Below are 25,152 nucleotides of genomic sequence, written 5' to 3' on the forward strand. Positions count from 1 at the left end.
ATGAAAGAGTGTCGTAAGATAGAAAGTTAATTTTTTAGCAATATTGTCATTAATATGCTGAAATAGAGGAGATGATCAGCAAAAATAACCGGTTTTTTAGCCAAACTTTGACAGATATCAGCCAAAGTAAGGGGCGAATCAGCCAAAGTACAGAGGGTATCAGCCAAACTGGGGATTTATCAGCCAAAGTACAGAGGGTATCAGCCAAACTTGGAAAATATCAGCCAAAGTACAGAGAGAATCAGCCAAACTGAGAATTTATCAGCCAAAGTACAGAGAGAATCAGCCAAACTTGGAAAATATCAGCCAAAGTACAGAGAGAATCAGCCAAACTTGGAAAATATCAGCCAAAACACAGAGGCTATCAGCCAAACTTGGAAAATATCAGCCAAAGCTCAGAGGTAATCAGCCAAACTTGGAAAATATCAGCCAAAGCTCAGAGGTAATCAGCCAAACTTGGAAAATATCAGCCAAAGTACAGAGAGAATCAGCCAAACTTGGGATTTATCAGCCAAAGTACAGAGGGTATCAGCCAAACTTGGAAAATATCAGCCAAAGTACAGAGAGAATCAGCCAAACTTGGAAAATATCAGCCAAAACAAAGTCAGCGCTGCCACACAAAAAGCACCTCTCAACGAGATGCCTTTTCCCCATAATACCCTTTAATCAGCTGATCCATTACCCAGTTGGTTCTTGCTCCACTTACGCCTGTGCTTGGACTAGTGCCTTTTCCAGTTAACTCATCCACCATCAATTGAATCATATGCTGCTGAATATGACGTGGATTTTCGATTACCCACTCTTCCATTCCTTCTGAGGTTGTTAACGTAATGGGACCATTCCCAAAGGTTGCAAAAGTCAGTTTCCCTTTGCTTCCGACAATTTCGTTTTCGTCCATATGGTCATAGGCGCCAAAACACCATGTCCCTGTTCCATGCACACCTGATTCAAATAGATAATTGCCGGTCACCATGTCTTCTGCTTCGTAGCTGCCATTTTGGTTGGTTGCGAATCCTTCTGCCTCCTTAATCGGTCCAAGCAGAAAATCCAGAATATCCAATGTATGGCTCGCTAAATCAAGGAATAGTCCACCGCCTGCAAGTTCTGGCTGCACTCTCCATGCTTGATCATCTTTTAAAGGTGGCTGGTATTGGATTGTTCGCACAAAGCGAATATCCCCAAGCACACCGCTGTCGACTATTTCTTTTATTTTTAGAAAACGAGGAAGTGCACGTCGATAATAGGCAACATATAAAGGCACATCTGCTTGTTTACATGCTTCAATCATCTCTAGGCACTCTTGATAATTTCTTGCCATTGGTTTTTCAACATACACTGGTTTCCCTGCTTTTGCGGCAAGAAGTGCATATTCTTTATGAAAAGCTGGTGGAGTAGCGACATAAATAGCATCGACATCTGGATCATTTATTAGCGCTTCTCCATCGTCATACCATTTGGAAACATGATGACGCTCCGCATAATCCTTAGCCAATTCACCATTGCGGCGCATAACTGCCACTAGCTTTGAGTTTTCAGCTAGTTGAAAGCCTGGTCCACTTTTTACTTCTGTCACATCTCCACAGCCAATAATTCCCCATCGAACTTCTTTTTCTATCTTTTTCATCTATTTTTTCACCTCACCTTTTTATTCGCTCTTCGCCTTTGAAAACCCTTCATTTTCCACAAAATATGTCTAGTCAATTCAGATTTTTATCGCTTGCCCAGGGTAAATAAGGTCCACATTTTTAATCTGTGGATTTTTTGCTTGGATGGATGATAGGCTTGTTCCATAGATTTTGGCAATTTTCGTTAACGTTTCACCACTGGAGACGATGTGGACTGTTTCTTGCTGCGGGTTAATCCATGCCCCCGGTTTTCCTGCTATTTTCGTGACATTTATCATTCCTTGGGATGTGTTAAAAATCGAGTATGTTCCTGGCTTGACGATTCCCTTTTTATTTTGGCCAGCTTTAGCATCTGCTGCTGTTAGAAAGGCACCTGTTTCCTGCTGAACAGTGTACTTATTCGCCTGCATTTTGTCTGCTCCCCAGTGTCCAGGACTTTGCATAATCTGATTCCGGTCAATGTTGACGCCTTCTAGGATGATATTATTTTCATGTTGATACATATGAATAAAGGGAGCGACTTCTCCCCGTGACCATGCATAGGTCTGCCATAAGTAATCAACTTCCCCCTTCATGGCATGCATTACTCCATAGGAACCGTATACGCCTATTTTGTAGGATTTTAGTTCCTTTTTCACAGCCGCAGTGTAAGCTTGGATTTGTGCCATTTGCTTTCCTGTAACCTCACAATCAACTGCAAAGTAAATAGCGGTTCCTGCCGGCTGTCCAACTGCCTTTGCCCACTTTTCTGCGTCCTTCCCATCTACTGTTCCTTGCTTTTCTGTAAAATAGGAAATCTTATTAGCGCTTTTTTGAAAAATACTAATTAGCTTTATTCCTGCCTTCTGAATCACTTCAGCCTCTTTCTTATTAAAGGACTTCCAGCTATCCCCTAAATAGCGTGCGGCATAACGAAATCCTGCTCCATACAAGTCTTTTGCCATTTTCTCTGTTAATTTGGTAGCACAATCAAAGCCTATTGTCATTCTGACCCACTCCTTTTTCTTTTTATATAGAAAAAAAGCAAATAAATGGTCAGCACCTTTTCCATCTGTAAATGCATGTCGTCATGTAGTGAAACTATTATCTTGGAAAGAAAAACGGGAAAAAATTCTGCAATGAGCTATCTCTTTCATCCTATCTATATTGGCGAGAAAAGAAAGTTATTCTTTGTTGCTATTTAAGAATCATTAAAGAGTATGAATAAACGGCAACTGGAAGTCGTATCCAGTCCTAATTTTGCTCATCAAATAGTGGTGCCGGATCAAAAAAGTTATTGACATCTTTGTTATTCACTTTTATCATGATATTGTACTCGAGTTCAAAAAAATATACTTTAGTACAATTTTATAAAAAAAGGTGGATAAGAAGAATGACAAATATTAGAACACATCCAATTGACATTAATGGAAATCCATTTAGTAGAGCCGGATTTGTCATCGTTTTAATGATTGGTACTTTTTTAACTATCATAAACCAAACGTTATTGGTCACAGCTTTGCCAAAGATAATGGTTGACTTAGACATTAGTGCTATTAACGCACAATGGCTCATTACTGCATTTATGTTGATCAGTGGCATCATGATTCCCACTTCAGCATTTTTGTTAAATACAATAAATAATAGAACATTATATATGACAGCAATGGTAAGCTTTGTAATAGGCACAGTAATTTGTGCTCTCAGCCCTACATATAACATACTGTTATTAGGACGTATCATCCAGGCGGTTGGTTCAGGATTGATTATTCCTTTAATGCAGACATTAATGTTTTTAGTATATCCGGTTGAACGACGAGGAGAGGCTATGGGGTTAGTAGGAATTGTTATTGCATTTGCTCCCGCTATTGCTCCTACTTTATCTGGGTGGATTGTTGATTATTTTAATTGGCGATACTTATTTTATATTATTCTCCCAATTGCTGTGATTAACATGTTGCTGGCATGCTTCTATTTGAAAAACGTCATTAATTTAAATAAACCGAAGATTGATATCCTTTCTATTATACTTAGTAGCTTAGGTTTAGGTTCCCTTCTATATGGGATTAGCGTTGCAGGTAATATAGGGTGGCAAAATAAAATTACAGGGTTCTCTTGCATAGCTGGTCTCCTAATCATAATCTTATTTTCCCATCGACAATTTAAACTCACCCAACCTTTTTTGGAGTTACAAGTTTTTAAAAGTAGAACATTTACATTGTCTACAATGATCGTTTCTATTATTTTTATGACAATGATTGGATTTGAAATTCTTTTACCTATTTATACACAAACTATAAAGAGCTTCTCAGCACTTCAATCGGGGCTAATATTGCTTCCTGGTGCGATTGTACTGGGTATTATTTCTCCAATATCAGGGAAATTATTTGATAAGTATGGCGTTAAAAAAATATCAATAATGGGCATGTTCATTCTAGCGGCAGCAACTTTTCCATTCTTATACCTCTCTAACAATACAGCTACTTGGTGGATTGTTTGTCTTTATTCATTTAGAATGCTAGGTATGGGATTTGTCATGATGCCGTTAGCCACTGCGGGAATAAATGCGTTATCTAATGATTTGATAAGTCACGGTTCTGCAATAAATAATACTGTTCGACAAGTGTTTGCCTCACTAGGCTCCGCAGTCATGGTTGGAGTTATGTCGGCTACTGTGACCAAATATTCAAGCTATTACGAAGACTCTTCCTTTATTCCGTTGTTGAATGGTCTTAAGAATGCCTTTATATCCGGCTTAATTCTAATCGTCATCGCATTTATACTATGTTTTTTTATAAAGTCTCCATCGAATAAAGCTGAATAAACAGTATCTCTTCTATTAAGTCATCTGCCTTATGGGTACTTTTTTAAAAGGAGAAAGGATATCTGGAAATTCGATATAGCTTTGAAATTTAGAGATATTGGGGAATTATTTAAATCGACTTACAAAAGTTCCATCTATTAATCTATTTGTAACTTAAGAACTCTTAACAAACAGTGATCTAAAATCAGTCATAATTTATTTCTTAAAACTTAACTAAAACGATTGGTGAGTTTTAGTAAAAACAACTATGTGGAGGAATTCAAATGAATCATTTAAAGTCAGACGACCCAAAAAGTACATACATTCAATCTTACGATAACGTATTAAAAGCATTATGGCCAACACAATTTTCCTCTTATTTTGTAGAAACGTCTTATGGAAAGACCTATATAATTGAGAGTGGAGATAAGTTGTCTCCCCCACTACTCCTTTTGCATGGTGCTAAAATGAGTTCGACCATGTGGTATCCAAATGTGGCAGAATGGAGTAAGCATTATAGAGTCATTTGTATTGATATTTTAGGTGATACAAATAAAAGCATTGCAGAGAAACCATTCTCTAATCGATTAAGCTATGCCTCTTGGTTAAATGAAGTACTAGACTCTTTGAAAATTGCTAAAACAAATATTGTAGGTTTATCCTATGGTGCTTTACATACGGTTAATTTCTTGACCTTTTTCCCTGATAAGGTGAATAAAGCTGTTATTATGAGCCCAGCTGCTACTTATATTCCTTTTCAGCCTGAATTCTATTCTTACGCTATCGGATTGGTTAGTAATGAAGCAGGAGTTAACAACTTTTTAAACTGGATTTTTGGCAACCGTTATACAGTTGACCCTCTAATAAAACAACAATTAATAGCTGGAATGAAGGACACTGTGTCTTCTCCACCAAAAGCAACTCAGGTGAAACAAGCATTCCCCTATGTATTTGAGGATGAGGAATTAGCTCAAATTCAGACTCAACTTCTTCTGTTACTTGGAGAAGAAGAAGTAATGTATGATCCTGTGGAAGCTTTTAATCGTGCCAAGAACTCCTCTCCTCATATTATGACAGAGATTATAAAAGGAGTAGGTCATTTGATGTCGATGGAGAAGCCAGAACAAATTAATAATCGCGTCTTAAATTTTTTTAATAAATAGAAAAAGATAAAAGCCCTTATTGATATTACATGAGGGGCTTTTATCTTTTCATCCTCTCTTAAAAATAAACCGAAGTTTATTTTTCTGTACTCAAGTCTGTTTTTATGGTAGATTGGTATTATAATGATAACCATCATATTTTAAGGAGTTAAAATTGTATGAGTAAAAAAGAAAAAATCATTGAAGCAGCTAAACAATTATTTCGAACAAAAGGCTATCATGATACTGCAATCCAAGATATCTTGGAACAAGCAAAAGTTTCCAAAAGTACATTTTATAATTACTTCTCTACAAAATCACAATTGATTCTTTCTATTATTCAAAAAGTTGACGAAAAAGTTGACGAACAACAAGATACGTTATTGCTGGAAGGAAGTCCATATGATAAACAGCTATTTCATTCCCAGCTTCGAGTAAAGCACTCCATTTATGGGACGGAGAAAATCTCGGAATTGTATAATATCTCTTTGGGCGAAAATGATGAAGAATTACAAAGTTACATGCAAGAAAGACATTATAAAGAACTAAATTGGCTGTCAAAACGCTTAATAGACGTTTATGGAAAAGAGATCGAAAAAAGTGCAATGGATTTATCCACACATTTTATTGGAAGTTTAGGTTATCAGTTTAGATATTCCGATCAAATAAAGCTGAATATAAGTAGTTCTGATATTCTAGATTATAATATTTTACGTTTAGAAAATAACATTGAGATTACAAAACAAACGAATCAAGTTTTATTTCCGTATAAATCAGCTAATTCAGCCGACGATCAAGAATCAGCTATTAGGGAAATAAGAAAATTACTTGACAAGTGTATAAGTTGGGATGAATTATCACAAGAGCAAAAAGAATTAATAAGTTTTATTTTAGAAGAAACTCAAAGTTCTTATACAAGATGGGGTGTTTGTGAAGGTGCTATTCGTCAATTACAGACACTATCTTCCTCCACAGATTTATCTTATCAAAATATATTGAAAGAATTATTTGACATTATCCATACGCAAAAAGATATTTATCAATAATGTTAAATGTTATGTAACACACTTTTTTATATAAATCAGCAGTGTAGCTAATTGAAAAGCGCTATCCTACCTTAATAAATTGAAGGCTATCAATGGATTTAACTAACCTATATTTAAATAAGTGTAAGGAGAGAATACCATGAACAACTACTTAGAGAGAGTAAGGAAGCTGAGTAACTTGGAGCCAAAGACACTGGAGCAAATGGCATTAAAGTTATCAGAAGAAGCTGGGGAAGTGTCGCAGGCTGTGCTTTCTTATTCAAATGCAAGTGGAAGCGACTATAAACAGCTCAATAAAGAAGACATTAAGGAAGAATGTGTTGATACTCTCCTTGTTGCTTTATCATTATTTTATAAGCTTTCTAATCAAGAAGAAGAGCTGTATGACTTACTAGATAAAAAAATGAATAAATGGGAAAACAAAATAAGTTAAACAAAAAGCCTGTGCTATAGCGAGTCTGTTGAAATGAACAGATAATACCAGCTCGGAATAAAGGTTGGAGTGGTAATTACTTCTTTTGTCAAAATGCCTTTACAACGCAGCAAATAAATTTTTCAAAGAGCTTTGATTCTTAATACTGGACTAGTGAGTCTTTGATTAGAATAAGAAAATTCCTAACTATAGGATTTAAACGATAAAAATATAATAATAAAGGCCGTTTTCTTGTCATGTTATTCCAAATATATATTTTTTTCCTCTAATATTCAACGAAGTCTTATTTATGAGATAGAATGAATGCTATACAATCCAATACATATGGGAAAAAGCTAGATATGCCTGTGTTCCCAACATGTCGGTCTGCACTTTAAGCTATCGCAGCTGCTGACTCCTGAATAAAAATCACTCTTTCTTATCACACTAAGAGAAAAAAGGGTGATTTTTTTATGACTAATTTTCTGCTGACTAACTTGTTTTCGGCATTTCTCCTTCATCGCAACTTACAATGGCACCGTAAACTCGTCTTTCTTGCCATCCCATTGTTTTTTCTATTTATGCTTCTGCAAGGAGAGTATATTATTGCTCGTTTGAAAAAAAATACCTTTCATTTATAAATTAACGGGGAACATGGATAGCATCCTCTTCCCCCATTTTTATTTAGGTTTTCAGCAATGAAATAGGAAATATAGACAAACATAATGCCATAAACAAGTTGTTCTAATTGGTGTAAGTCGATAAAAAACGGTAATCGGCTTCCGCAACGTCTAATATCCCAAACTATTTAATGTATAGTGAGGATGTATGGAAATACATTCAAGCAACTATCCAGGATAAGCGCGAGGGCGGTGAATGGTACTCCCGCATTGACGCAGACGGCGAAGTTATTTCTTCCCTCCGCGATGAAAAGTATCAAACACAAGAAAATATCGTCGATTCCTGGAAATGTCCCTATCATAATGCAAGAATGTGTTTAGAAATGATCAAACGCTTAGCTAATTAAAGAGAAAACCACTGCTCCAGCAGTGGTTTTCTCTTTATCCTTTTAGCACCTTATCAATAGCAGCAAGCTCTTCCGCACTAAAACGAATATTATCCAGTGCCTTCACATTGTCTTCAATTTGGCTTACCTTGCTTGCGCCAATCAGTACACTTGTGACAATGCCATCACGCAAAATCCAGGCCACGGCCATTTCGGCAAGGGTTTGCCCTCGTTCTTTCGCAATATTGTTTAAAGCTCTGACTTTATCGATCGTCTGATCCACATTTTCTTTATGCAGCCATAGTCCCGTTTCCCGATTGGCACGAGAATCCTCAGGAATGCCATTTAAATAGCGGTCTGTCAATAATCCTTGAGCAAGTGGACTGAAGGCAATCGCTCCAAGCTGTTTTTCCACTAAAACATCCTTCAATCCATCCTCGATCCAGCGATTAAACATGCTGTAAGAAGGCTGATGAATAATGAATGGCGTTTTTTTCTCTTCAAAAATCCGCGCGATTTCTCTTGTTTGCTCCGATGAATAGTTGGAAACACCAACATATAACGCTTTACCTTGACGGACCAATAAGTCCAAAGCCTCGGCCGTCTCCTCTAATGGCGTTTCCTCATCTGGACGATGGTGATAATAAATATCCACATAATCAAGCCCCATCCGCTTTAAGCTTTGATCAAGACTAGCCACTAAATATTTCTTCGAGCCACCATCACCATAAGGACCAGCCCACATCCCATATCCTGCTTTTGTGGAGATAATCAGCTCATCCCGATACGGCTGTAAATCCTTTTCTAAGATTCTTGCAAAATTCTCCTCCGCACTACCAGCAGGCGGCCCATAGTTATTCGCCAAGTCAAAATGCGTAATCCCCAAATCAAACGCTCTTCTTACAAGAGCACGACTATTTTCAAATAAATCGACACCCCCAAAATTATGCCACAGCCCCAGTGATAGCGCCGATAATTTCAATCCACTCTTCCCCACACGATTGTAGATCATCTTTTCATACCTATTTTCATTTGCCATATACATAATTCGTCCCTCTTCTCCCATTATTTTAACTACTATTTTTTGAAAAAAATAATATTGTGGACTAGCAATATATTGAATCTTAATCGTTGTTTAATGGTCAGCGGCTACTTCGGCGATACTATGCCAGTTAGTTTGAGAGCTACGAAAGTTTGTTTGCGCGATTCACTAGATTACTTGTGGGTTTTGTCCGTTTATTTGCAGTTCTTGCGAGTTTCCTTGCGGCTCTCCACACTTTGCTTGCGCCTTCCTCACACTTACTTGCGACTCCGCACTTTCCATTTCCTACTTTCCAAAAACAAGCTCATAATTATAAACAGCACCAATTAAATTGGCATCATTTTGAAAATCGCATATAGCTACGTCGGGAATGAATGGAGCGATTTTTGTGCTTTCTACTACTCTGGCAAGATGAACGTTCAACTCGTCTAGTAAGCCTTCCTTAGCAGAGACACCGCCGCCAATTATGATTTTTTCCGGATCGAAGCTATACTGCAGATTGTAGATGCCTGTTGCCAAATAGTGATAGAACGTTTCTACTTCTTCTTTTGCTGCCTTATCTCCTTGTTCGGCGAGTTCGAATACTTCTTTGCCGCTTAACGGAGTTTCTAATCCCATTCTCTTGGAATAGCGTTTCGCCATATTGACAGCCGTCCCTAGGTCACTAAAGGTTTTATCCTCTTTTAGCAGCATGTATCCAAACTCGCCTCCAAATAGATGCTTCCCATGACGAATTTTTCCATCCACAATAACTGCACCGCCAATTCCCGAACCAATAACTACGAACAGAACATTCTGCATTCCACGAGCGGCACCTTTCCATACTTCCGCCAGACCTGCACAGTTTGCATCATTTTCCATGGAAACAGGACAGCCAAATAGTTCCTCTAACTCGAATATAACCGGAAAGTGGTGAATATAAGGAACAGCACTTGCCCCTTCAATCACTCCTTTTCTTTGATTCACCGCACCTGGAGCACTAATTGCAATGCCCTCAATAGTGTATTTTGCGTCCATTTTTTCTTTTAACTGCATCATTTCTTGTTTCATCACATCCCACATTTTTGGTGTGATGAAAGAGCCTTTGTCCACTAGCTGTTCTTTTTCCCAGACAGCAAACTTGACGGAAGACCCGCCTATATCCATTACTAATAAGGACATTTGAACACCCTCCATTTGTGTACGCTTTCACTTTTATTATATGCTTTAAGAAAAGATCACCGCAAAAATTAAGCGATGATCTTCTTCCTAATTATTCAATCCCATTCTTGGCACTTACTTCTTTAATCCAATAACCCGATTTCTTAATAGTTTTCACTTGGGTATGAATATTGTTTGAAATAAATCCATAGCGGTTGCGATAGGCATTCATCCAGCTCCAACAATCGATTGGAGTCCATAAATGATAGCCATAACAATTAGAGCCCTCCTCGATTCCCTTATGAACCCATTCCAAATGTTCTTGAATAAATCCAATGCGGTAATCATCCTCGATTACGCCTTCTTCATTTAAGAAACGTTCCTCACGGGAAACGCCCATGCCATTCTCTGATACAAACCATTCGATATTTTTATAGTTATCACGAATATTGATGGCAATATCGTATAGCGCCTTTGGGAATATTTCCCATCCTTTATCCAAGTTCATACGACGCCCAGGCATGGCGTAATGATCGTAATAGCGATCTGGCATCCAGTCCCCGACACTGTTTGGTGCTACATCTGGTGCTTTTACGCGCGAAGGATGATAGAAGTTTACCCCAAGTGTATCAATGGTATTTTCTTTTAAAATCGCTAGCTCTTCTTCTGTTGCTTCCCAAATTACTTTATCCTTTGTTAAAAGTTCCACTAATGCAGGCGGGAATTCTCCGTAAACGGCTGTATGCAAGAACATTTCATTGCGCCAGAGGTCCGCAATTCTTCCTGCTTCCACATCTTCTGGCTTATCGCTAGCTGGATAGGACGGAGTTAGGTTTAAGATTGTGCCTATTTTCGCGCCTTTTTCGTTCATTTTTAAGTCGCGGAATTCTTTAATGGCTTTTGCAGATGCTAGGTTCAAGTTATATGCCACCTGTACTGCCTTTTTTCCATCTACTACTTTTGGATAATGGAATTGGTATAAATATTGCCCATCGACAATGACCATTGGCTCATTAAACGTGAACCAATGCTTCACGCGATTGCCGAATAATTCAAAGCAGCGGCGAGCAAACTTGGCAAAAAGATCAACGACATGCTTAGATTCCCAGCCGCCATACTGATGATACAGCTCGACAGGCAAATCGAAATGATGCAGGTTCATTACAGGTGTAATCCCTTGCTTGATAAATTCATCAATTACATTGTTATAAAACCGTACGCCATCTTCGTTTAAGCTTGCTGTTTCGAAATCATCAATTAAACGTGTCCACTGAATCGATGTACGAACAGAGTTTAAGTTGATCTCTTTCATTAATGCAATATCTTCTACATAACTATTGTAAAAATTAGATGCTGTATCTGGTCCTACATGATTATGGAATACTTCCGGCTCTGTTTCATACCAGTAGTCAAAAACGTTCGCATGCTGTTTATTAAAACGGCCTTCACTCTGCGGCCCAGATGTTGCTGCACCCCACCAAAAATTTTCCGGAAATTTTTTCATGATACTAATCTCCCTTATTGTTTTCTTATATGCTCTAAAGTAAAAGGATGATTCCCCTCTATTTGATTAATAGAAGGACGAATCTCTCTTTCTAGTATGTATTGAGAATTATCAAGTGTCGGTTTGCTTTTACCAAAAATAAAGATGCTCTAGCCAGGATGTTTTTTCAATGACATGAAATAAATAACCTATTAATCCATTTGATAAATAAAATTCTAGTGTTTCTTCTTTGAGTATAATCATTCTACTCATGATTTAACAAAAATCCCCTGACTCTATCTCCGAGCTTCGGCAAATATTCATGCCCATACTCTGGGAAGAAGATCATCTCTTTTGGTGAAGAAATCTGATTATACACAGCAAATTGCGTTGCTGGCGGACAAACTCCATCTTCTAACGCAATTGCCCACTTTACTTCTGCTTTAATTCTCGGTGCCAAATGCTGTAAATCAATGTATTCTAATGTATCGAAAAACTCCTCTTCTCTGTCATGCATTGGGTCGCGGAATCGAAACCAATATGCCAATTCCTCATATGCAGATGAATTAATGTCTAACTCAAATACTTTGCGATAATCACTAAGGAAGGGATATTGCACTACTACTTTTTTCACTCTCGGTTCCAGTGCTGCACAGACTAATGATAAAGCTCCCCCTTGTGAGGCACCTTGAACAGAAATAGCCTCTTCATCAACTTCCTCCATGCTCATTAAAATTCTAGCTGCATGAGCAGTATCTAAAAATACGCTTCGATAATAAAGGCTCTCTGGTCCTTCTTCGACCCCGCGGATAATTAATCCTTTTAATGTCGTTCCTTTCGCCGTTGTCTTATCTTCTGACTCTCCGCCTTGCCCGCGACAATCCATCGCAAGAACAGCGAACCCCTCTGTTACCCAGGAAAGCTTATCACCAAAGTCCCCACTATCGCCATGGTAACCATGAAACATCAGCATCCCAGGCACTTTTCCTTCTATTTTTTTCGGGCGGATATATTGGCATCTTATCCTTGCACCTTTTACACCTGTAAAATATAAGTTGAAAAACTCTGCCGTTTTGGAAGGAATCTCTACTCTTTCTAACTCGTAATCTAAGCTTTGTTCTGCTAGCTCTTGTATCGCTTTATCCCAATACGCATCATAATCCGCGGGCTTTCGACCAGATCCTTTATATTCTCGATATTCATTGATTACCTGCTCTTTTTTCATGAAGGACACCTCCGAACTGTTATCGTTTTCATTATAATGTTTATACTTGTAATTGTAAATGTCTATGTTTATTTCTTTTAATGTAAAACCAAAACTTTTATTGAAGTATTTTTTCGATTATAAGTGCGGTTATTGGCTATTTTATTGAGTAACTTTCTTTGTATACTTGCTGATTATGTGTTTTGTTGGAGCTGATGGAGGATGAGGTTGCAGCATTTATGGTATTGTTGCGGTTTATTCAACTTTGTTTGCAGTTTTGCTACTTTTGCTTGCGACTCTCTCCATTTTACTTGCGACTCTGTCAACTTTGCTTGTGGGCTCCCCCTCATCCTCTCCAATCCAATAAACTTTTCACAAAAACAATAAAAAATGTATATCTGCGGAATTGGCTGCATTTGTTAGAAGTAACAGATTTGCATTTAAAGGGGGACTTACAATGGGGCGACATTCAAAAAAGGTAATGGTGATGGAATCGGTAAAGGATTGGGTAATCAATGGACGGGTGAAACCGGGGGATCGGATTTATTCGGAGTATGAGCTTTCGAAGCTGTTTGATGTAAGCAGGCACACGGTTCGATTAGCGATTGGAGAGCTTGTCGATGAGGGATGGCTCTATCGGGAGCAGGGTGTTGGCACCTTTTGCGGGGAACCTTTTGCTAGTAGAAAAGGTAAGAAAATAGCGAATGGGAAAAACATTGGGGTGATGACCACTTATCTTTCTGATTATATTTTTCCATCGATTATCCGTGGAATGGAAACTTATTTAACAGAAAAAGGCTATACTTTAACATTAGTTTGTACGGAAAATGATCATGCAAAGGAGCGATTATGTATCCGCAAGCTCCTTGATTTGAATATGGATGGGCTTATTTTAGAACCTACGAAAAGTAGTCATTTCAATCCTAATCTAGATTATTACCTGGAGCTGGAGGAACGCCATATTCCCTATGTAATGATCAATCAATATTATTCGCAGCTTTCTCCCTTCTATTTAATCATGGATGATGTAAAAGGCGGATATATGGCAACAAATCATTTAATCCAGCTTGGGCATGAACAACTTCTTGGTCTCTTTCAATCAGATGATTTACAAGGCGTTCATCGCATGCAAGGCTTTTTGCAGGCGCTGCGAAATGAAAAGCTTCCGATTGCACCAGAGCTTGTCGTTACTTTTACAACAGAAGAATTACATGCTGGTTTGGAGGAGAAAATTTTGAATACGCTTACAAATCGAAAGAATATACCTACTGCTATCGTCTGCTACAATGATAATATTGCCGTTATTGTTCAAAAAGTTTTACAAAAATTGCATTTATCTGTACCAGAGGATATCTCCCTTGTTGGCTTCGATGATACTGCATTAGCTGACTCACCAAATCTTCCCTTAACTACTATCGCCCATCCGAAAAGTCATATGGGAAGAGATGCAGCTAGAAGAATAATTGCAGCCATTGAAGGAAAAGAATACACGCTTTTCTTGAAAGACCCGATTATTTATGAACCAGAACTAGTCATCCGTTCCTCCACTAACATTGTAAAAAAGAACAGATCCGCCGTGTATTGACACACGCGGATCTTAACATACTAGAATATTAATTTTCCTATTAATCCACTGATAATTCCTAAAACGACTACCGATATGGATACAAATACGAGCACTTTTCTTGGAAAGGATTTTGCTACCATCAATAAAGATGGCAAGCTTATACTTGGCAGTGTAATAAGCAGGGCTGCAGCTGGTCCTGCTCCAAGACCCATCGCCATTAACGTTTGAATAATTGGAATTTCTGCGGCTGTTGGAATAACAAAAAGCATCCCAGCAACTGCAAAAAGCAGAATAGCAAGCAAACTATTAGACATGCTGTCACTTAGCTGCGGGAAGAGCCAAAAACGCGCTGCCCCTAGAATTAATACGGACAGAACATAGGCCGGTACCACATAAAGAACCATGCTTCCAAGAGAAGTAAGCCATCTATTTAAAAATGGACGCTTATCTACTTCCGCATCTTCTATTAATTTATCCACAGAGACAGGAGTTGGATTTTTAACAAAGCGGTTGGCAAAATAGCTAATGCCAAATGTTAAAACTAGTCCAACGATAAGACGTAATAATGTAAACTTCCAAGAAAGGACAAAGGTCATAAAAATTAAGGTTGCTGGGTTGATGGTTGGATTCCCAATCCAAAAAGCCAAGCTTGCGCCGACGGAAGCATTTTTTTTACGAAGCCCCACAGCGACTGGCGCGGCACAGCAAGTACACATCATTCCTGGTATGGATGCTAGTCCTGCTGCTGCAGTACTGCCAAAGCTCGTTTTTCCTAGCACCTTTAATAGCCAGCCAGTCGGCAGAAGCACTTGCACAAGGGAACCAAGTAGAATACCTAAAATTGCTGCCTTCCAAACAGATTGGAAGTAAGTGACCGTATAATCTACTGCGGCACTCCATGTGAATGTTCCGGAAATTTGATCCTGTAAAATCGAATCTCCGATAGAATTTGTTTGAAAAGAAAGGATGGCTTTATGATAATATGGCCACCATTTCACATATGTGAGACCGATTACTGCGACTAAAACAAATAGAAAAGCGAACCAAAACGTTCTTTTTTTGCTTGATTGCTCCTCTGCTAACGTACTCATCACTTTCACCTTCGATATATTAGATTAATTGCGTATAAATTATATCATATTTTAAATTTTAGGTACCCGAAAAATGATTCAACCTCCTTTTTTTCCCATCCAATCTACTAGGCATGCAATGAACCGCCCATTGCTTTATAATAGAGAAGGATACTTAATAAAAAATATTTAATTTACTAGAAAGAAGGTTGGTGTCATATGACACAGTCTTATTCCGTTAAACTTACATCTTTATCCTCCAAAGGGGGCTGCGGCTGCAAAATTGGTCCTGCTGACTTATCTGAAGTTATTCGTACATTACCACCAGCAGAGAAAAATCCAAATCTTCTTGTTGGCTTAGATACAAGCGATGATGCTGGCGTTTACAAGCTGACAGATGAATTAGCAATCGTGCAAACAGTCGACTTCTTTACGCCAATTGTGGATGATCCTTACTCGTTTGGACAAATTGCTGCAGCAAATGCCTTAAGTGATATTTATGCAATGGGTGGAAAACCGTTAACTGCCCTAAACATTGTGGCTTTCCCTATTTCTGTTTTGGAAAAAGAAATTTTGGCTGATATTATGCGAGGTGCTGGCGATAAAGTGAAAGAGGCTGGAGCTACCCTTGTTGGCGGACATTCCATTGATGATAAAGAACCCAAATTTGGTCTTGCTGTCACTGGAACCATTCATCCAGATAAAGTACGTACAAATGCCGGTGCTAAGCCTACTGACAAACTAATTTTAACAAAACCAATCGGTGTCGGTATTCTAACCACTTCTATTAAAAGAGGTCTTTTATCAGCAGAAGAAATTGATCGTGTGACAAAAGTTATGGCTACACTGAATAAGAAGGCGGCTGAAGTGATGGAGGCTTATAATGTGCATGCTTGTACAGATGTAACTGGATTTGGATTACTTGGACATGCTTCAGAGATGGCGAAAGGAAGCAATACAACCATCCATATTAAGCGCGATCAAGTTCCTGTTCTTCCACGCGTAAAAGAATTAGCGGAACAAGGAGTAATTCCTGGCGGTACGAAAAATAACTTTGCCCACCTAGAAGGCGATGTTACTTTTGCTTCTGACTTAGATGAGCTTGATCAGTTGATTTTATGTGATGCTGTAACGTCTGGCGGATTGCTTATTTCGGTGGAAGGTGAACAAGCAGATGCATTGCTGCAAGAATTAGTTGATGCCGGTGTAGAAGCGGCGATCATTGGAGAAGTCACAGAAGAGAGCCCTGGCCATATTTTTGTTGGGTAAGAGAAAGGCGGAGCTACCTTGTTTCAAGATATAACAATCGAACGATTATTTGAATTACGGGAGAAAAAGGAATTTTCTTTAGTAGATGTTCGCTCTCCTTCTGAATTTAACGAGCATACAATTCCTGGCAGTATCAATATCCCTCTTTTTACAGATGAGGAAAGAGCAGAAGTTGGGACTCTTTATAAGCAGGTAAGTGTGGAAGCGGCAAAAGCTCGCGGCTTGGAAATCGTGTCTGCTAAACTGCCTGCTTTCATCCAGTCCTTCCAAGAATTATCAAGGGATGTAGTGGTCTTTTGCTGGCGGGGCGGCATGCGCAGTAAAACAGCGGCAACCGTTATTGATTTAATGGGCGTGCATAGCTACCGCTTGCAAGGCGGTTTCCGAACGTACCGTCAATGGGTTATCCACCAATTAGATACAATGGAAATGGCTCAGGAAGCAATTGTCTTAAACGGCTACACCGGTTCCAATAAAACTGTTATTTTACAGCATTTAAAACAAGAAGGACTTCCTGTATTGGACTTGGAAGGAATGGCCAATCATCGTGGCTCCATCTTCGGACAAATTGGACTCAAGCCCCATAATCAGAAGACTTTCGACTCCTTGCTTGTCGGTGAAATCGAAAAGCTGCCTGCTTCTCCCTATTTTTTAATGGAAGGTGAAAGCAAGCGGATTGGCAAAGTACTGATGCCTAACTTTCTTCTGAAAAAAAGGAGGCTGGCCTTCAGCTATTTATTCATATGCCCATCGAGGAGCGAGTTCAGCATATATTGGCTGACTATTCTCCAGCCGATCATCATGATGAATGTGTAGAAGCATTCCAATTAATCAAACGGCGCATCCACACACCCGCGGCTGCTAAAATTGAAGAAGCTCTGCAGACTAGAAATTATGCTGAAGCTGTTGAATTGCTGTTAACCTACTATTATGATCCACTCTATGAAAGAACGGCTTTACAATATAAAGATGAGCAAACTATCGATTTATATGTGCAAAACACAGAGGATGCGATCATCAAAGTGAAGGAGTTTTGGCAAAAGAAGAGTCGGACTTCAGCGAAGAGTGAAGTGAACTAATTTAGAAACTTTGCTTTTGGAAATAGCTTTATTACTTGTTATTGAGGACAAGTGATAAAGCTTTTTTTAGTTTGGAAGGCGTGGTGCGAGTAGAATGTTAAATGAAGGAAGGGAATTTGCAGTGGTGATTGAATGTGGAGTCGATTTGAGTGCCGTTTTGTGGTAATCCTTCTAATTTTGGCGGAGATTTGGAATTATTGGCTAGAAACACTGAGACAAGAGCAAAATTAAACGAAGAGATTTTAGGATATCAGCCATTCTTCAGCACTTATCAGCCAAACCTCAGTACTTATCAGCCATTCTTCAGATTTATCAGCCAAACTTCAGATTTATCAGCCAAACCTCAGATTTATCAGCCAAACCTCAGATTTATCAGCCAAACCTCAGATTTATCAGCCAAACCTCAGATTTATCAGCCAAACCTCAGATTTATCAGCCAAACCTCAGATTTATCAGCCATTCTTCAGATTTATCAGCCATTCTTCAGTACTTATCAGCCAAACCTCATAACTTATCAGCCAAACCTCAGATTTATCAGCCAAACTTCATAACTTATCAGCCATTCTTCAGATTTATCAGCCAAACTTCAGTACTTATCAGCCAAACCTCAGATTTATCAGCCAAACTTCATAACTTATCAGCCATTCTTCAGATTTATCAGCCAAACTTCAGTACTTATCAGCCAAACTTCAGATTTATCAGCCAAACCTCAGTACTTATCAGCCAAACTTCAGATTTATCAGCCATTCTTCAGCACTTATCAGCCAAACCTCATAACTTATCAGCCAAACTTCAGATTTATCAGCCAAACCTCATAACTTATCAGCCAAACCTCAGTACTTATCAGCCAAACCACCAGCAACTACCAACCCCCTCTCACTCACACCACAAATTCCAAATAAAAACGCCTCTCACATGCAGATTATCTACATCCAAAAGGCGTTCTCTTATTACAATACTTTGATTTTATCTAGATCAGCTTTATCCAGTACCGTTTTCATATATTCAATAATTTCTTCTCGCATTTCATCGCGTTGTAAAGCAAATTCTAATGTTGTTTTTACGAATCCTAATGTTTCACCAACATCATAACGATCTCCTTCGAAATCATAAGCAAAAACACGTTGAATTTGGTTTAATTGTTGGATGGCATCTGTTAATTGGATTTCTCCGCCTGCACCTGTTTTTTGATTTTCCAAGTACATGAAGATTTCTGGCGTTAGCACATAGCGACCCATGATTGCTAGGTTAGAAGGTGCTGTTCCAGGAGCTGGTTTTTCAATGAAATTATTCACCTGGTATCTTCTTCCTTCGCTCTCGCCTGGATCGACAATTCCGTAACGGTGTGTTTCATTATCTGGCACTGTTTGAACGCCGATAACAGAAGCATGTGTTTCTTCGTATTGGTCAATTAATTGTTTTAAGCATGGTGTATCGCTCTGAACGATGTCGTCACCAAGTAAAACAGCAAATGGCTCATCGCCAATAAAGCTTTTTGCACACCATACAGCATGTCCTAAGCCTTTTGGCTCTTTTTGTCTAATATAATGAATATCTGCAAGATTTGAAGAATATTGAACTTTCTCAAGCAATTCAAATTTCTCTTTATCACGAAGATTCTGTTCTAATTCATGTGCGTAATCGAAGTGATCTTCAATCGCTCTTTTTCCTTTACCTGTAACGATAATAATATCTTCAATACCAGAAGCAATTGCTTCTTCTACGATATATTGAATAGTAGGTTTATCGACAATTGGTAACATTTCTTTCGGCATCGCTTTCGTTGCTGGCAAAAATCTAGTACCTAGACCAGCGGCTGGAATGATCGCTTTTCTTACTTTTTTCAACTTATTTCCTCCTTTAGGCAATTCACTTTTGATTATACCATTTTTTTGCTAAAAAGGAATTCAAATACGAATTTCTTCTTTGTAAATTATTAGTAAAAAACACAAAGATGTTCTGTATAAAATCCTATCATCCTACCACTTCGTTCTTTATAACGTACAACTATTATATCACTTTGGCTTTTCTTTGAGAATAGTTGTATATGTATTTTTTAATAACTTATCACTTTTTACAATATTTTGTCAAATTATCCCTAATAAGCATTAATTACATCTATAATTTTCAGAAAACTTATTATTTCAGCATACAAAAAAAGAGTTGTGATGACAACCCTTTTCTTCTAATATTATTCTGGATATACTTCTTCTTCGGTGACCCACTTGTGGTTTGTTACCCTTTCGCCACCTGTTGTCGGTTGATAATCTACCATATATACGGTTGTGTTCTCAGCGGATTCAATCGTTGCTTTTGCACCTTTCATCCCTTCCATATGATCTGCTTCTAAGGTAACCTCTGTCCCTTTTTCAAGCATTTCATTTCCAGCATCCTTTATTTCCTCTTGGATAACCCATTTATGATGCTTGACTGGTTTTCCACCTGTTGTCGGAGTGTAAGTCACTTCATACGCAATCGTGTTAAATGCATTTAATACCGTCGCTTCTGCTCCGTCCATTCCTTCCATATGATCTGCCTTTAAGATGACTTGACTACCTTCTTTATAAGTTGGATCTGATGCTGGCTCTAGGTCATCGGGAATATCTGAAGATCCTGTTTCTTTGTGTTCATGCTGAGTTTGCGTAGATTGATTTTCACCATCGCTATTTTTTTCACCAGATGAACAACCGTAAAATAGTAACAGTACGGCAAAAATCGCCGCCATGTAAAAATGCCTTCTTTTCATTTCATTACCTCCTCTATTATTATGAATTCTTTCACTTTAGAGGTTATTTTAAACATACGTCTATTTATTAGCGAGAGGTAATTGGATTGTGAATGTGGTACCCATTCCATCTTCTGAGACAAAATCTATTTTGCCCTTATGTTCTGCGATAATGTTATAGCAGATTACTAGCCCTAGCCCGGTTCCTTTTTCTTTTGTTGTATAAAAGGGTTCCCCCAGCTTATTCTTTACTTCATCTGGTATTCCTTTCCCATTATCATTAATAGTAACAACTACCCATTTTCCATCAAGCTTTGCTTCCATATTTATGGTGCCGCCATTATCCATTGCTTCAATCGCATTTTTGACCAAATTGATAAAAACTTGTTTAATCTGATCCACATTGCATAATGTAATTAAATGATCTCCATATGTATCTAAATTAATGACAACATTATCTAAATTGGCTTGTGATTGCATCAATGTATAGACATCGAGAAGAATTTTTCCAATATTTGTTTCTTTAATCTCTGATCTGGCTGGCTTTCCTAAGAACATTAGCTCGCTTGCGATTGTTTCGATTCGATTGATTTCAAGATCAAGGATTGGATAAATATCATCTAATTTCATCGCACCTTGGTATGCCAGCTTTAAAAAACCTTTAATAGCCGTGAGAGGATTTCTAATTTCATGGGCAATACTTGCTGCTAGTTGTCCTGCTATTCCAAGTTTTTCATTTTTTATCTGAAGCTGCTGATTCTCTTTTCTGACACTTATATCTCGAGCAATGATAATAATGGTGGAACTTAAATCTTCAAAAAGAAACGGATAAGCTAAAACTTCTACCTCTACCTTTTTTCCTTTTGAGGTAATCAGCTGCATTTCATACGGAGTCGAAATTTCTTCTCTCCATATATTTCTATTTTTATCTAAATAGTTTTCTAGAAAATCTGGCTCCATAATCTCATAAGCTGACTTTCCGACAAGATCTTCTGCATCTAGTAACTTTGCAGCTGCTTTATTTACATACATAATAATATTGTTGGAAGTAATAAATACCGCGTCTAGCATGTCCTCTACTAGCCGGGAATAGTAGGTTTGTGCTAATTGTAAATTGGCAATTGTCTCTTCATATTTACCATTTCGCACGGGGGATGGAGGTAAGATTTCTTTTTCATAAACACTGGATAATGTAAATTCCGTATCTGTCATCACATATGGATGGTATTTTTTTAAGCGTATATAATTGCTTGCTGATAACTCCATCCCGTCATAAACACATACCGTATAATTATGATAATTCCTTATGTACTCATCCACTTCATCCTCATATTGAAGTAATTTGTCTATGTTACTTTTTTCACTTAAGACTCTTGGTATTATTTTCCCCCAATAACGGATGGTAATTTCTTTATTGAAAAAAAGGGTAGGATCCACCAAGTCTTTGCTTGCCTCCAACATATTCTCCAAACATAGCTCTCCGTTTTTAAAATAAACATCTTCACTATTAATAAAGTTTATTTTATCAATTAGCTTAGTATGTAATCCGTTCGCTTCCAACTTTTTTATTATTAGTGGCCATATTTTCTTCTGATCGACAAAAATTACTATTTGCTCCAAAAGCAGACCGGTTTTTAAGAAGGACGCCGCATTAGTTATGTATTTATCTTCATCGTTCATTAAGTACAAGATATGGGCGCCACTTGTCATATCAGAGAGATTTGTAAGAGCAACCTCTGGATGAAACCTTGTCTGAGGAGTATATACAGCCATTAAAAACCCCCAACTTTCTTTATAAAGTTTAATATCCTTTTATTATAGCATGTAAATTTCCGACTATTTGGATGATTTTATTATTTTTTCAAAAAGAGTTCCTTCCTTACTATGCAGGAAGGAACTCTCTCTCCATCTATTCTTCATATTCATACAATGTTACACTCTCAATATAATGAACAAATCTACGAAGTTCTTTCGCCTGTTCTCGATTCACTTCTCCTTTTTCATACATCTTCTGTATGGCTGCACGTTGCTGATCCACGATACCTAGACGCAATTCTTCTATTTGTTCCTGCAGCCTTTCATTAAATGATGCAGTTGGTTTTTCCCAGCGATCGACCATCCGTCGGTATTCTAAAATAACGGATTCCACCTGCTGTTTATGTTCCGCTGTCTCTTTCCATTGTTCTAAATAGAAAAGAGCAGATTTCATCGAATTTAATAGAACTTCTTTGCTAATACGAATTTGTTCTCTTCGATCGGATTTATTGCCGCGGTGCTTCCGAACAAAACGTTTCCAGCCTCTCATGGCCTTTCCAAACAGAAATCTCGTCCCAGTCTGCACATTGGTACATAGAATTTCTTCGCGATAATCCAATGATTTTTCAAAAATCGCAAACACTTCTTCTGAAATTTTTTCCTTTTTTACTAACTGGTGTACATAGTTACGTTCTTCTTTTAAGGCGCGCAATCTAATTTCAACCAAGGCTGAATAATTATTCTCTTCCTCTTCTGTTCTTGCCACTTGATAATTTAATTGCTTAATGCGTCGTTTATACTCATCAATTAGTTCATAAGCAGCCGCTGTATTTTCTTCATTCATTTCTAAATAGAGCTTATCAATAGTAGAAAGCATAATTTTTTTCTTTGCCCTAATTACTAGATCTTCATCATTTATTTCTGTCTCTCCACTACTTTTACTAAGAAATGGCAAAAATATCGTAGCTGCAAGTAAAGTGAACATGATAACACCTGCAGCTAGAAAAAGAATTAAGGAACGCTCAGGAAATCCTTGACCAGTATGGATGACAAAGGGGATAGACAGCACCCCTGCCATTGTTACCGCCCCGCGGACTCCTGTTAGACTGACAAGTAAAGTATGTTTAATACTCGGCTTTTCAATTTCTCTCTTCTTGTTCATTTTATATTCATAAATGGAAAATAAATAGGACCAGAAAAAGCGAATACCAAGAATAACCATTCCAATTAACATAACATATCCGATAATTAACCAGTTACTTAAAGAAGGATCTTCCACTGTATCCACAATAGAAGATGGGATATTCAATCCGAGTAATAAGAAGACTATTCCGTTAAGAATAAAGATAACGATAGACCAAATATTTTCCGTTAATACCTGTTCCTCCGCAAGCATCGTTTCTGTTCGTTCACTGACTAAGGAGTGAATAATTCCACCTACTACAACAGCAATCACCCCAGAAGCATGGAGCATTTCCTCCGCTATAATAAAAATTAGAAACGGTGTCAGCACCTGTAACAAGGAGTGAAATGTAACATCCTGAATTCCCTGTTTTCGTAAAATAAAGCGGATGATGATGATAAGGAGACTTAAAACAAGTCCTGCTACAGCTCCTATAAAAAAGGTATACGTGAAATCAGTCAATGCCTCTGTAATCGAGAAATATCCTGTGACAACAGCAGCAACTGCGTAATTAAATGCCACTAGTCCTGAAGCATCATTAATCAGCGATTCTCCTCTTACAAGGTTGAGCACACTTGCCGGAATATGAATACGTTTCGCAATCCCATTGACAGCTACTGGATCTGTCGGGGATAAAATTGCCGCTAAAGCAAAAGCTGCTGCGAGCGGGATACTGGGAATAAGCCAATGAACAAAATAGCCGCCAACGATAGTTGTAAGCAATACTAAAATGATGGCATTGCCTAAAATAGAAGTGCGCATCTTCCATAGCTCTTCTCTTGGAAAATGCCTACCATCGTTATAGAGCAAGGGGGCAACGAACAAAAGCAAAAACCACTCTGCCTCTAGTTCAAGCTCAAAGTCGGAGAAGAGAAGTGCCATCACTACTCCAAAGGCAATTTGCGTTAAGGCAGTTGGGATAGAGGGAAGATAATGACTGACAATATTTGAAATCAGTAAACAAAATAATAATAAAATAATTGTTATTAATAACTCCATCTTGTTGGCTCCTTGCAGATTCTTATGCTAGTTTTTCTCCTTTTTATGTAGATTATGTTGGAATGAGATTAAAAAGAGATTCCCAACAGGAACCTCAATCCATAATTAAACCATATATCTTTCCTTTATCAGTTTCAAATGATGAAGCTCATGACCGGCGATAATATAAGCAAGAGCCAGGACAGTAAATTCTCCATTATTAGCAAAACCCCTGTTTTCCCAAGTATCTTCTGAAAGACCTCTCAACAAGCTTACCGTAGATTTGCGGACTGCCACCAATTCTTCTAATAGGTCCTCTATTGTTCTTGTCGAAAAGCGGGCATTCTCCACATAGCCTTCATCATCATAGCCGGCTAATGGTGTTTTATCTCCTCGAGCAATCCGCATTAAGCGATATGCCTGAATTCTCTCCGTATCGATCATATGACCAATTACTTCGATGAGCGACCACTTTCCTTCTGCATAGCGAAAATCTCTTCGGTCTTCGTTTTTCTTTATATAAGCAACTGTTTCTTCTATTTGAGCATTAATTATTGCAATAATATCTCCCTCTGGAACTAAGCCTACATACCCCCGATAATGTTCTGGATAATCGCAAATTGCTGGTCTTATCATGCTGACTC

The 25,152-nt window shown here is 38.1% G+C and carries 23 protein-coding genes and 1 pseudogene; 12 read left to right on the forward strand and 12 right to left on the reverse strand.

What is annotated here, in order from left to right:
- The first annotated feature begins 71 nt into the window (after positions 1-71).
- The 3 genes from C2I06_RS25110 to C2I06_RS25115 are packed head-to-tail and all read left to right on the forward strand — an operon-like array spanning position 72 to position 666.
- Entirely contained in the window at positions 72-254 is a 183-nt protein-coding gene (locus C2I06_RS25110) for a hypothetical protein (protein ID WP_164463728.1), read from the forward strand.
- Positions 211-405, forward strand: a complete 195-nt coding sequence (locus tag C2I06_RS16405; protein ID WP_123258466.1) for a hypothetical protein — start codon at positions 211-213, stop codon at positions 403-405. Before C2I06_RS25110 ends, C2I06_RS16405 begins: the two co-directional genes overlap by 44 nt.
- A 51-nt stretch (positions 406-456) precedes the next feature.
- Positions 457-666 (forward strand): hypothetical protein, encoded by a 210-nt coding sequence (locus C2I06_RS25115; RefSeq protein ID WP_164463729.1) that lies wholly within the window; start codon positions 457-459, stop codon positions 664-666.
- Here C2I06_RS25115 and C2I06_RS16410 read toward each other — a convergent pair.
- The gene (locus tag C2I06_RS16410) at positions 632-1,624 is read right to left on the reverse strand and encodes a Gfo/Idh/MocA family protein (protein ID WP_123258467.1); all 993 of its coding nucleotides are present in this window, start codon (positions 1,622-1,624) and stop codon (positions 632-634) included. The genes C2I06_RS25115 and C2I06_RS16410 overlap by 35 nt on opposite strands.
- 78 nt (positions 1,625-1,702) lie before the next feature.
- Positions 1,703-2,611 carry a glycoside hydrolase domain-containing protein gene (locus tag C2I06_RS16415; RefSeq protein ID WP_123258468.1) on the reverse strand — a complete coding sequence of 303 codons (909 nt, stop codon included), beginning with the start codon at positions 2,609-2,611 and terminating at the stop codon, positions 1,703-1,705.
- Between the two features lie 386 nt (positions 2,612-2,997).
- Here C2I06_RS16415 and C2I06_RS16420 point away from each other — a divergent pair, with 386 nt between their 5' ends.
- From C2I06_RS16420 to C2I06_RS25120, 5 genes are all read left to right on the forward strand, one after another.
- On the forward strand, positions 2,998-4,428 hold the full coding sequence (locus C2I06_RS16420; protein ID WP_123258469.1) for an MDR family MFS transporter: 1,431 nt from the start codon (positions 2,998-3,000) through the stop codon (positions 4,426-4,428).
- A 263-nt stretch (positions 4,429-4,691) separates the two neighbouring features.
- A complete protein-coding gene (locus tag C2I06_RS16425; protein WP_095332546.1) occupies positions 4,692-5,570 on the forward strand; it encodes an alpha/beta fold hydrolase in 879 nt (292 codons plus the stop codon).
- A 158-nt stretch (positions 5,571-5,728) separates the two neighbouring features.
- Positions 5,729-6,595, forward strand: a complete 867-nt coding sequence (locus C2I06_RS16430) for a TetR/AcrR family transcriptional regulator (RefSeq protein ID WP_095332544.1) — start codon at positions 5,729-5,731, stop codon at positions 6,593-6,595.
- 139 nt (positions 6,596-6,734) lie between these two features.
- Positions 6,735-7,028: a MazG-like family protein gene (locus C2I06_RS16435; RefSeq protein ID WP_095332542.1), complete on the forward strand. Its 294-nt coding sequence runs from the start codon at positions 6,735-6,737 to the stop codon at positions 7,026-7,028.
- Between the two features lie 452 nt (positions 7,029-7,480).
- Positions 7,481-7,648: a hypothetical protein gene (locus C2I06_RS25120; protein ID WP_163186384.1), complete on the forward strand. Its 168-nt coding sequence runs from the start codon at positions 7,481-7,483 to the stop codon at positions 7,646-7,648.
- A 420-nt stretch (positions 7,649-8,068) separates the two neighbouring features.
- Here the strand turns inward: C2I06_RS25120 and mgrA are convergent, their stop codons facing one another.
- The 4 genes from mgrA to C2I06_RS16455 all read right to left on the reverse strand — a co-directional run bounded on the left by mgrA (position 8,069) and on the right by C2I06_RS16455 (position 12,903).
- A complete protein-coding gene (gene mgrA, locus C2I06_RS16440; protein ID WP_123259178.1) occupies positions 8,069-9,061 on the reverse strand; it encodes an L-glyceraldehyde 3-phosphate reductase in 993 nt (330 codons plus the stop codon).
- 279 nt (positions 9,062-9,340) lie between these two features.
- A complete protein-coding gene (locus tag C2I06_RS16445; RefSeq protein ID WP_123258470.1) occupies positions 9,341-10,216 on the reverse strand; it encodes an ROK family protein in 876 nt (291 codons plus the stop codon).
- Positions 10,217-10,307: 91 nt separating this feature from the next.
- Positions 10,308-11,699 (reverse strand): glycoside hydrolase family 1 protein, encoded by a 1,392-nt coding sequence (locus tag C2I06_RS16450; protein WP_123258471.1) that lies wholly within the window; start codon positions 11,697-11,699, stop codon positions 10,308-10,310.
- 244 nt (positions 11,700-11,943) lie between these two features.
- A complete protein-coding gene (locus tag C2I06_RS16455) occupies positions 11,944-12,903 on the reverse strand; it encodes an acetylxylan esterase (RefSeq protein WP_095329644.1) in 960 nt (319 codons plus the stop codon).
- A 436-nt stretch (positions 12,904-13,339) separates the two neighbouring features.
- On the opposite strand from C2I06_RS16455, the gene C2I06_RS16460 reads away from it, so the two are divergent.
- Positions 13,340-14,467 (forward strand): GntR family transcriptional regulator, encoded by a 1,128-nt coding sequence (locus tag C2I06_RS16460; RefSeq protein WP_095329643.1) that lies wholly within the window; start codon positions 13,340-13,342, stop codon positions 14,465-14,467.
- A 20-nt stretch (positions 14,468-14,487) separates the two neighbouring features.
- On the opposite strand, the gene C2I06_RS16465 is transcribed toward C2I06_RS16460, so the two are convergent.
- Positions 14,488-15,540 carry a permease gene (locus C2I06_RS16465; protein ID WP_095329642.1) on the reverse strand — a complete coding sequence of 351 codons (1,053 nt, stop codon included), beginning with the start codon at positions 15,538-15,540 and terminating at the stop codon, positions 14,488-14,490.
- A gap of 198 nt (positions 15,541-15,738) precedes the next feature.
- Between C2I06_RS16465 and selD the strand changes: the two genes are divergently transcribed.
- The 3 genes and pseudogenes from selD to C2I06_RS16480 all read left to right on the forward strand — a co-directional run bounded on the left by selD (position 15,739) and on the right by C2I06_RS16480 (position 18,418).
- Positions 15,739-16,788, forward strand: coding sequence for a selenide, water dikinase SelD (gene selD / locus C2I06_RS16470; RefSeq protein ID WP_095329641.1), 1,050 nt, complete (start codon positions 15,739-15,741; stop codon positions 16,786-16,788).
- Positions 16,789-16,806: 18 nt separating this feature from the next.
- Positions 16,807-17,867, forward strand: a pseudogene (gene mnmH / locus C2I06_RS16475) (tRNA 2-selenouridine(34) synthase MnmH).
- Positions 17,868-18,016: 149 nt separating this feature from the next.
- Positions 18,017-18,418 carry a hypothetical protein gene (locus tag C2I06_RS16480; RefSeq protein ID WP_123258472.1) on the forward strand — a complete coding sequence of 134 codons (402 nt, stop codon included), beginning with the start codon at positions 18,017-18,019 and terminating at the stop codon, positions 18,416-18,418.
- 399 nt (positions 18,419-18,817) lie between these two features.
- Here C2I06_RS16480 and galU read toward each other — a convergent pair whose 3' ends face one another.
- From galU to C2I06_RS16505, 5 genes are all read right to left on the reverse strand, one after another.
- Positions 18,818-19,714 (reverse strand): UTP--glucose-1-phosphate uridylyltransferase GalU, encoded by an 897-nt coding sequence (gene galU / locus C2I06_RS16485; protein ID WP_095329639.1) that lies wholly within the window; start codon positions 19,712-19,714, stop codon positions 18,818-18,820.
- Between the two features lie 344 nt (positions 19,715-20,058).
- Positions 20,059-20,613 carry a YdhK family protein gene (locus C2I06_RS16490; RefSeq protein WP_095329638.1) on the reverse strand — a complete coding sequence of 185 codons (555 nt, stop codon included), beginning with the start codon at positions 20,611-20,613 and terminating at the stop codon, positions 20,059-20,061.
- Between the two features lie 60 nt (positions 20,614-20,673).
- Positions 20,674-22,365, reverse strand: coding sequence for an ATP-binding protein (locus C2I06_RS16495; protein ID WP_095329637.1), 1,692 nt, complete (start codon positions 22,363-22,365; stop codon positions 20,674-20,676).
- A 136-nt stretch (positions 22,366-22,501) separates the two neighbouring features.
- On the reverse strand, positions 22,502-24,529 hold the full coding sequence (locus C2I06_RS16500) for a Na+/H+ antiporter (RefSeq protein WP_095329636.1): 2,028 nt from the start codon (positions 24,527-24,529) through the stop codon (positions 22,502-22,504).
- Between the two features lie 105 nt (positions 24,530-24,634).
- On the reverse strand, positions 24,635-25,144 hold the full coding sequence (locus C2I06_RS16505; RefSeq protein WP_123258473.1) for a DinB family protein: 510 nt from the start codon (positions 25,142-25,144) through the stop codon (positions 24,635-24,637).
- Positions 25,145-25,152: the final 8 nt, after the last annotated feature.

Origin of the sequence: Niallia circulans (assembly GCF_003726095.1) — a bacterium.
GTDB lineage: Bacteria > Bacillota > Bacilli > Bacillales > Cytobacillaceae > Niallia > Niallia circulans_A.